Genomic DNA, 8,376 nt, shown 5'->3' with positions numbered 1-8,376 from the left:
CGCCCTCGCGTCGACCATGGCGCCGGTGCTGCTCGGCCCGTCCCCGGCCCAGCGGCTGGCGGCCGTCGAGGCGCGGGAGCGACGACTGGCCGAGCGCAACCGCCTGGCTCGCGAGCTGCACGACTCGGTCGGCCACGCGCTGACCGCGACGACCTTGCAGGCCGGCGCGGCGCGGGCGGTCTTCGACACCGACCCGGAGTTCGCCCGGCGCGCCCTGGCCGCGATCGAGGAGGTCGGCCGCGCCGCGATGGACGACCTCGACCACGTGCTGGGCGTGCTGCGGGAGGACACGCCCGCCGTCGAACGGTCCGGCGACCTGGACAGGCTGCTGCAGGACATCGGGGTGGACGTCGAGGCCGACATCGGCGCCACCGACCTGAGCCCGGACGCCTTCCGGATCGCCCAGGAGAGCCTGACCAACGCCGCCAAACACGGCTCGGGGAGGATCATCTTCCGGATCGCGGAATCAGCGGATGAGGTGACCATCGAGGTGATCAACCCGATCGCGGGCTCGCGGCGCAGGAGCGGCGGGCGCGGGCTGGCCGGCATGCGGGAGCGGGTACGCCTGCTCGGCGGGTCGCTGGAGGCCGGACCGGTCGAGCCGGCCGGCGACATCTGGCGAGTGCTGGCGAGGCTGCCGAAATGACCGTCCGAGTACTGATCGTCGACGACGACGACCTGATCCGCGCCGGGCTGCGCGCGATCCTCGGCGCCGAGCCCGACCTCGAGGTCGCCGGCGAGGCGAGGGACGGCGCCGAGGTGGTCCCGGCCGCGATCAAGCTGCGGCCCGACGTCGTGCTGATGGATGTGCGGATGCCGGCGGTCGACGGCATCCAGGCCACCCGGCTGCTGCTCGACCGCCTCGACACGCCGCCGCGGGTGCTGGTGGTGACGACCTTCGAGAACGACGAGTACGTGTACGAGGCGCTGCAGGCCGGCGCGAGCGGCTTCCTGCTCAAGCGGTCGCCACCGGCGGAGATCGTGGCGGCGGTGCGGATGGTGGCGCTGGGCGAGTCGCTGCTGTTCCCGGCGGCGGTGCGGCGGCTGGCCGCGGCGTACGGGCCGGCCACCCCGCCGGGGCTGCCCGGCGCCCGGCTGACCGAGCGCGAGGGCGAGGTGCTCCGGCTGATGGCTCAGGGACTGTCCAATGCGGAGATCGCGGCGAAACTGGTGCTGGGCCTGGAGACGGTGAAGACGCACGTGGGCAACGTGCTGACCAAGCTCGGCGTCCGGGACCGCACGCAGGCGGTCGTGCTGGCGTACCGCTCGGGGTTCATCTCCCCCTGACGAGGGAGCGCCCACCCACCGCGGCGGGATCCGCCGGGCCGGCGAAAGGCCGACGGTGGACGCATGAGCATCTACACGAAGGCGGCCGCGTTCGCCGCCGGCTACGGCACCCTCGCGCTGGCCTGGACCATCCTCGGGCGCGGCTTCCCGTACGGGCCCGGTGGCGACCCGGACAACGACGCCACTGTGCTGCGCGGCCTCACGGCCGAGGTCGGCGCGCCCCTGTTCGCCGGGGTCATGCTGGTCACCGCGGTGGTCATGCTGATCATGAACGGCACGCTGCGACCGTCGCGGCCCGCGCGCACGGCGCTGCTCACGTACGCGTGGGTCGTGGCCTTCGCACTGGTGATCGTCGTGCCCGACTCCCAAGTGCTGACCCTCGCCGGGTACACGCCGATCCTGATCATCGGCGCGCCGTTCGGCTACCCGCCGGTGGACTACTCGGAGATCTTCGACTGGACGCTGATCAACCAGCTGGTCGTGTTCGGCGGCGGGGTGCTGCTGGCGCTGGCCGCGCTGCGCTGGCAGAACGACACCGCCGGCGGTTCCCGGCGCAGCTGGGCCACCCCCGAGGCGGCGGCGCGCTGGGGACGCTGGGCGGTCGGCGTCGCGGTCGCCGTTCCGGCCGGGTACGCGGCCATCCGGCTGGCCTGGTTCGCCGGCATCCCGCTGGGCATCCCGAGCGAGTTCCTGCACGACATGCAGGACAGCGGCATGGTCGTCGCCGGCGCGGGGCTGGGCGGCTTCGCGCTCGTCGGCGCGATCCTCACGCTGGGGCTGGTGCAGCGCTGGGGCGAAGTCTTCCCGCGCTGGATGATCGGCCTGGCCGGGCGCCCGGTGCCGATCAAGCTGGCCACCGTCCCGGCCGGCCTGGTGGCGCTGGCGGTCACCGCCGCGTCGCTGGCCCTCGTGACCTCCGACGGCTTCTTCACCGCGTTCGTGGGCGAGCCCAGCCTGGCCACCCTGCCGATGGCGTTCTTCCCGCTGTGGGGCGTCGCGCTCGGGACGGCGACGGTCGCCTACCACCTGCGCCGCCGCGCGCAGCCGGGGCTGGTGCAGGCACCGAAAGTTGACGCATATTAGGAGCCATGGACTACGAATACGCGCCGCTGAGGTTGCCTTCGAATGTCGATCGCTTGACCGCTGCGGCGCAGCTGGCCATCCAGGCGGAATTCTCGGGATGGGAGCTGGCGAGGGTGCAGCTCTTCCGAGACGGGACCCGGCAGGTGATGCTCCGCCGCAAGGTGCGGGACACCCCCCAGCCGGGTCTCTCGTATTAACGCCTAGATCTCCTCTTCCTCCTCGGGGAGGTAGGGGTGCTCGTCCAGCCGGCCGATGAGCAGGTCGTCCGCGCTCGGCGTGAACGGCCCGGCGCCGTCGGAGTCCTCGTAGGCCTCCAGGTCGAGGGGCTTGGCCGTCTCGCTGACCGTGATGAGACCGTCCAGCGGCTCCAGCTCGGGAACGTCCAGCGACGTGAGGGAGCCGTCGCCGGCCTGCAGCAACTCGAGCACCGCCTCGCCGACCGACTCGACCGGACCCGGGTCCTCGTCCTCCGGCACCGCGCCGCGGCGCGCCGCCTCGGCCGCCCGCACCAGCGCGGACACGCTGGGCACCCGATAGTCGCGCCGCTGCCGCACCGAGATCACCTGCGAGTGCGGGTCCTGCGGCTCGCCGCCGTCCAGCCCGCCGACGCCGAGACCGAAGCGCTGGTCGGCCTCGTCCGGGTCGATCGACTCCACGTCCCACGGCGTGACCTCGCCGTACGCGTCCAGCAACCGCTCGTCGTACGCGAACGACGCGTTGTTCAGGTTCACGTACGCCTGCCAGACGGCGTCGTCGTCGATGCGCCCCTCGGCGGCCTTGACCGCGGTCAGGTGCGCCCGGGCGGCCTCCACCACCCGGTCCAGCGCCGCGTCGAGGTCGGCGTTCTGGTCGGTCATCGGGGTTATCCCTTCACAAGACTCAAGAGTTCCGGAGCAGCCGGTCGAGCACGCGCACGCCGAACCTTAGTCCTTCGATCGGGACACGTTCGTCGATGCCGTGGAACAACGCCGAGAAGTTCAGGTCGGCGGGGAGCTTCAGCGGGGCGAAGCCGAAGCAACGGATGCCGAGGGTGGTGAACGCCTTGGCGTCCGTACCCCCGGACAGCATGTAGGGAACCGCCCGCGCCCCCGGATCCTCCGCGCGCAGCGCGGCGCTCATCGCCTCGACCAGCGCGCCGTCGAAGGTCGTCTCCAGCGCGGCCTGCTGCTGCAGGTGCTCGATCTCGATGTCCGGGCCGATCACGTCGCGCAGCTGCTCGAGGAACAGCTCGGCTTGACCGGGCAGCGTGCGGCAGTCGACGGTGGCGGAGGCCTTGCCCGGGATCACGTTGTCCTTGTAGCCGGCCTCGAGCCGCGTCGGGTTGGCGGTGTTGCGCACGGTCGCGCCGATGAGGTTGGCGATCGGGCCGAGCTTGGCGATGGCCAGCTCGGGCTCGTCCGGGTCGAGCTCGATGCCGAGCGCGTCGGACACCTCCTCGAGGAAGGCGGCGACGGTCGGCGTTATCACCATCGGGAAACGGTGCCGGCCCACCGCGGCGACCGCCTCGGCCAGAGCGGTGACCGCGTTGTCGTCGTGCACGAACGAGCCGTGGCCGGGGCGGCCGCGGGCGTGCAGCCGGAGCCAGTCGATGCCCTTCTCCGCCGTCTCGACCAGATAGAGCCGCAGGTCGTCGTTCACCGTGTACGAGAACCCGCCGACCTCGCCGATCGCCTCGGTGCAGCCCTCGAGCAGGTCGGGGTGCTCGCGGGCCAGGAACTGCGAGCCGTACTGCATCCCGGCCTCTTCGTCGGCGGTGTAGCAGAGCACGATGTCGCGGGGCGGGACCACGCCGGTTCGCTTCCAGTCGCGGACGACCGCGAGCATCATCGCGTCGAAGTCCTTCATGTCGATCGCGCCGCGGCCCCACAGGTAGCCGTCCTTCTCCTCCCCGGAGAAGGGCGGGACCGACCACTCGGAGGCGTCCGCCGGGACGACGTCGAGGTGGCCGTGCACCAGCAGCGCGCCGCGGGAGGGGTCGGCGCCCGGGATGCGGGCGATCAGGTTGGCCCGTTTCGGCGCGGACTCGTGGATGCTGACCTCGATGCCGACCTCGGTCAGCTTCTCCGCCACATACTCCGCGGCGACGCGCTCGCCCACCGTGGTGCGCGGATCGCCGGTGTTGCTGGTGTCGATCCGCAGCAGGTCCTGGCACAGGCCGGTGACCTCGTCGACGGCGGTGTCGCTCATCCCCCATTCCTACCAGTTGTTTGTGTGAAGATCGTGTCGGGTACCGAGCGGGCCGTGTCCGCGCTGAATCTGCCCCCACTGCCCCCGATCGACGGCGGTACGACCGGCCGCAACGTCCTCGACGTGCTCGCCGAGCGGCACCGTGAGCTGCTCGGCCTGGCCGAGCGGGCCACCACGGGCCGCGAGATCGACGTGCTGGTCGCCGAGCTGTCCCGCCACCTCTCGGTCGAGGAGCAGTACCTCTATCCCGCGGTGCGCCGGACCGTGCCGGACGGCGACCGGCTCGCCGACCGGGAGCTGGCGGAGGACCATGAGCTGCTGACGATCCTGGGCGAACCCGAGCCGGCCGACTTCGACCTCGAGGCGGTGCGTGCCGCGCTCCGCCGCCACGTCGAGGCGGACTCCTCCGAGCTGTTCCCGTTGCTCGCGCAGATGGTCCCGGTGGAGGACCTGATCCGGATCGGCAACCGGGTGGAGCTCGCCGAGGAGGCCGCGCCGACCCGGCCGCATCCCGGGACGCCGTCGCGGCCGCCGTGGAACAAGATCGTCGATCCGATGGTCGCCATGATCGACAAGGCGCGGGATGTTACGTCGCGACGCACGACGTACATTAAGGATCTTTAAATAACCGAACAAAGTAGACAGCGTACGAACTCGGCGTGATCAGATAGACACTCATCGCATCGAACAATGCGGGCGTCTTAGGACATTCTGTCCCTTTGGTTAATGACATCGTCACAAAAGGAGGATCTTTGACTGGCCGAAGGTCTAGCCGGGATCCCGCGAACGTCCTACCGTCACGCTATGAACCTGGAGCTGCGGCATCTCAAGGTGGTCTGCGCGATCGCCGAGACGGGCAGCGTGACCAAGGCTGCGTCCCAGCTCGGGCTCGCCCAGCCGGCCCTCACGGCCCAGCTGCAACGCATCGAGCGGACCCTCGGCGGGCCACTTTTCGAGCGTGACCGGCGCGGCGCCCGGCCCACCGCCCTCGGCGAGCTCGTGCTCTCCCGTGCACGGGTGCTGCTGCCCGCGATGAAGGGCCTGCAGGACGAGGCCGCCCGCCTGGCCGGCGCGGGCTCGGACGACACGATGAGCCGGTATCGCATCGGCTCGATCGGCGGCCCCGTGGTCGGCGGCATGGTGCACCGGCTCTCGGAGTCCCAGCCGGACGCGCAGATCTCCACCCACGCTTCGTACTACGTGGACGAGCTGTGCAACATGGTGCTCGCCGGGAAGCTGGACTACGCCCAGGTCGGCGTGTGCGGCGACGCCATCCCGTCGGCCGACTACGGCCTGGTGTGGCAGACCATCGCGATCGACGCGGTGTGCGTGCTGATGCCGGAGGACTCCCGGTTCGCCAAGGGCGACGAGATCGACCTGGCCGAGCTGGCCGACGAGCAGTGGGCGGCCGGCACCGGCGACGGCTGCTTCGGCGACTGCTTCGCGGCCGCCTGCGCGCGGGCCGGGTTCACCCAGAAGCGCCTGCTGGAGACCGACATCCGCGGTGTGGTCGACATGGTCGAGTCGGGCCTGGCGCTGGGTCTGTGCCAGCCCACCTTCCGGCCGCCGGCCGGGCTGACCCACCGGCCCCTCGCCGGAGCGCCGGTGCGCTGGCGTCAGGTGCTGGGCTGGCACCCCGACTCCCCGGCCGCCCGGATCGCACCCCGCTTGAGCGAGATGGCGATCGAGGCGTACCAGGAAGTCGTCGCCCGCAACCCGATGTATGTCGAGTGGATGCGGGCCTTTCCGCACCTGGGCGGGGCTCAGGCCGCCGCGGGTGTGGGTGAGGAGGCGGTCAGCACGAGCTGACCGTCCACCACGTCGGCGGTCACCGTCTGCCCGGGCGCCAGGTCGGCGCTCAGCAGCATCCGGGACAGCCGGTTGTCCAGCTCACGCTGGATCGTGCGGCGCAACGGCCGGGCGCCGAACTCGCGCTGGAAGCCGCGCTCGGCGAGCCAGTCCACCGCCGCGCCGGTGACCTCGAGCCGGATGTCCTGCGCGTGCAGGCGGCGCTCGGTCTCGCCCAGCATCATCGCGGTGATCTGCCGCAGCTGCTCGGTCTCCAGCTGCCGGAACACGATGATCTCGTCGATCCGGTTGAGGAACTCCGGCCGGAAGTGCTCGCCCAGCCGCCGGTCCAGCTTGTCCCGCAGCGCCTGGTCCGCCGACCCGCCCGGGCCGCCGGTGTCGAAGCCAACGCTGCGCTTGCTGCCGGTGATGATGTCCGAACCGATGTTGCTGGTCATGATCAGCACCGTGTTGCGGAAGCTCACCGTGCGGCCCTGGCTGTCGGTCAGCCGGCCGTCGTCGAGCACCTGCAGCAGGATGTTGAAGACGTCCGGGTGCGCCTTCTCGATCTCGTCGAGCAGCACCACGCTGTACGGACGGCGCCGCACCGCCTCGGTGAGCTGCCCGGCCTCGTCGTACCCGACATAGCCGGGAGGCGCGCCGACCAGCCGGGACACGGTGTGCCGCTCCTGGAACTCGCTCATGTCCAGCCGCACCATCCGGTCGGCGTCGCCGAACAGCGACTCGGCCAGCGAACGGGCCAACTCGGTCTTGCCGACGCCGGTGGGGCCGAGGAACAGGAAGCTGCCGACCGGCCGCTCCGGGTCGCCCAGCCCGGCGCGCGAACGCCGGACCGCTTCGGCGACCACGGCCACCGCGTCGTCCTGGCCGACCACCCGCTCGTGCAGGTGCCCCTCGAGGCGCAGCAGACGGTCCCGCTCCTCCTCGGTGAGCTGCGCGACCGGGATCCCGGTGGCCCGGCTCACCACGTCGGCGACGTCGTCGACGGTCACCTGCGGGACGCCCTTCTCCTCGGCCGGCTTCTCCAGAGCCGCGATCTGGTCACGCAGCTCCGACGCCCGCTCGTAGTTCTCCGCCGCCACCGCCTGGTCGCGGTCGCGGGTCAGCTGCTCCAAGCGCTCCTTGAAGGAGGCCGGCGTCGTCTTCACCCGCAGCCGCACCCGGGCGCCGGCCTGGTCGATCAGGTCGATCGCCTTGTCCGGCAGGAACCGGTCGGTGATGTAGCGGTCGGACAGCTCCGCCGCGGCCACGACGGCCTCGTCGGTGATCCGCACCTGGTGGTGCGCCTCGTAGTTGTCCCGCAGCCCGCGCAGGATATGCACGGTGTCGTCGACGCTCGGCTCGCCCACCAGCACCGGCTGGAAGCGCCGCGCCAGCGCCGCGTCCTTCTCGATGCGGCGGAACTCGTCCAGCGTGGTCGCGCCGACCACCCGCATGCGGCCGCGGGCCAGGGCCGGCTTGAGGATGTTGCCGGCGTCCATGCCGCCGCCGTCACCGCCGCCACCGCCGGCGCCGACCACCGTGTGGATCTCGTCCAGGAAGACGATCACGCCGTCGCCGTGCTCCTGGATCTCGTCGATGACCTTGCCCAGCCGCTCCTCGAAGTCGCCGCGGTAACGGGTGCCCGCCACCAGGCCGGCCAGGTCGAGCTGGATGACGCGCTTGCCCTGCAGGGTCAGCGGCACGTCGTTGTCCACGATGCGCTGGGCCAGGCCCTCGACGATCGCGGTCTTGCCGACGCCGGCCTCGCCGATCAGCACGGGGTTGTTCTTGGTGCGCCGGGACAGCACCTCGACGGCCTGCTCGATCTCGTCGGCCCGGCCGATCACCGGGTCGATCTTGCCCTCGCGGGCGAGCGCGGTCAGGTCCACGCCGAACTGCTCCAGCGTCGGGGTCTTGCTGTCACCCCCGCCGACGGGGGCGTCGTTCTGCGCCAGCAGACGCGGGTCCATCCGGCCGGCCAGCTGACGGCCGGCCGCCGACTCCGGGTTGAGCCCCAGCGCCATCAGG

General features: G+C 71.5%; 9 protein-coding genes. 6 read left to right on the top strand and 3 right to left on the bottom strand.

Going from position 1 to position 8,376, the window contains the following annotated elements:
- The 4 genes from AB0M20_RS15505 to AB0M20_RS15490 form a co-directional block, all read left to right on the top strand.
- The coding region (locus AB0M20_RS15505) for a histidine kinase (protein WP_364298504.1) at nt 1-646 on the top strand (646 nt) is incomplete at its 5' end.
- A complete protein-coding gene (locus AB0M20_RS15500; protein WP_364298502.1) occupies nt 643-1,287 on the top strand; it encodes a response regulator transcription factor in 645 nt (214 codons plus the stop codon). The genes AB0M20_RS15505 and AB0M20_RS15500, both read left to right, overlap by 4 nt.
- A gap of 63 nt (nt 1,288-1,350) precedes the next feature.
- Nucleotides 1,351-2,370: a hypothetical protein gene (locus AB0M20_RS15495; RefSeq protein ID WP_364298500.1), complete on the top strand. Its 1,020-nt coding sequence runs from the start codon at nt 1,351-1,353 to the stop codon at nt 2,368-2,370.
- Between the two features lie 5 nt (nt 2,371-2,375).
- A complete protein-coding gene (locus tag AB0M20_RS15490) occupies nt 2,376-2,567 on the top strand; it encodes a DUF5703 family protein (protein ID WP_364298498.1) in 192 nt (63 codons plus the stop codon).
- A gap of 3 nt (nt 2,568-2,570) precedes the next feature.
- Here the strand turns inward: AB0M20_RS15490 and AB0M20_RS15485 are convergent, their stop codons facing one another.
- A complete protein-coding gene (locus AB0M20_RS15485) occupies nt 2,571-3,227 on the bottom strand; it encodes a hypothetical protein (RefSeq protein WP_364298496.1) in 657 nt (218 codons plus the stop codon).
- A gap of 22 nt (nt 3,228-3,249) precedes the next feature.
- Nucleotides 3,250-4,557 (bottom strand): M20/M25/M40 family metallo-hydrolase, encoded by a 1,308-nt coding sequence (locus AB0M20_RS15480; RefSeq protein WP_364298495.1) that lies wholly within the window; start codon nt 4,555-4,557, stop codon nt 3,250-3,252.
- Between the two features lie 54 nt (nt 4,558-4,611).
- Between AB0M20_RS15480 and AB0M20_RS15475 the strand changes: the two genes are divergently transcribed.
- Both AB0M20_RS15475 and AB0M20_RS15470 read left to right on the top strand, forming a co-directional pair.
- Nucleotides 4,612-5,181 carry a hemerythrin domain-containing protein gene (locus tag AB0M20_RS15475; RefSeq protein WP_364298493.1) on the top strand — a complete coding sequence of 190 codons (570 nt, stop codon included), beginning with the start codon at nt 4,612-4,614 and terminating at the stop codon, nt 5,179-5,181.
- A 180-nt stretch (nt 5,182-5,361) separates the two neighbouring features.
- Nucleotides 5,362-6,366 (top strand): LysR family transcriptional regulator, encoded by a 1,005-nt coding sequence (locus AB0M20_RS15470; protein WP_364298491.1) that lies wholly within the window; start codon nt 5,362-5,364, stop codon nt 6,364-6,366.
- On the opposite strand, the gene AB0M20_RS15465 is transcribed toward AB0M20_RS15470, so the two are convergent.
- The coding region (locus tag AB0M20_RS15465; RefSeq protein WP_364298489.1) for an ATP-dependent Clp protease ATP-binding subunit at nt 6,321-8,376 on the bottom strand (2,056 nt) is incomplete at its 5' end. The two genes, AB0M20_RS15470 and AB0M20_RS15465, sit on opposite strands and share 46 nt — an antisense overlap.

It is taken from the genome of Actinoplanes sp. NPDC051633 (genome assembly GCF_040681735.1).
Taxonomy (GTDB): Bacteria; Actinomycetota; Actinomycetes; order Mycobacteriales; family Micromonosporaceae; genus Actinoplanes.
Note: the sequence above shows the minus strand (reverse complement) of the source record. Positions and strands in the feature narration are given on the sequence as shown.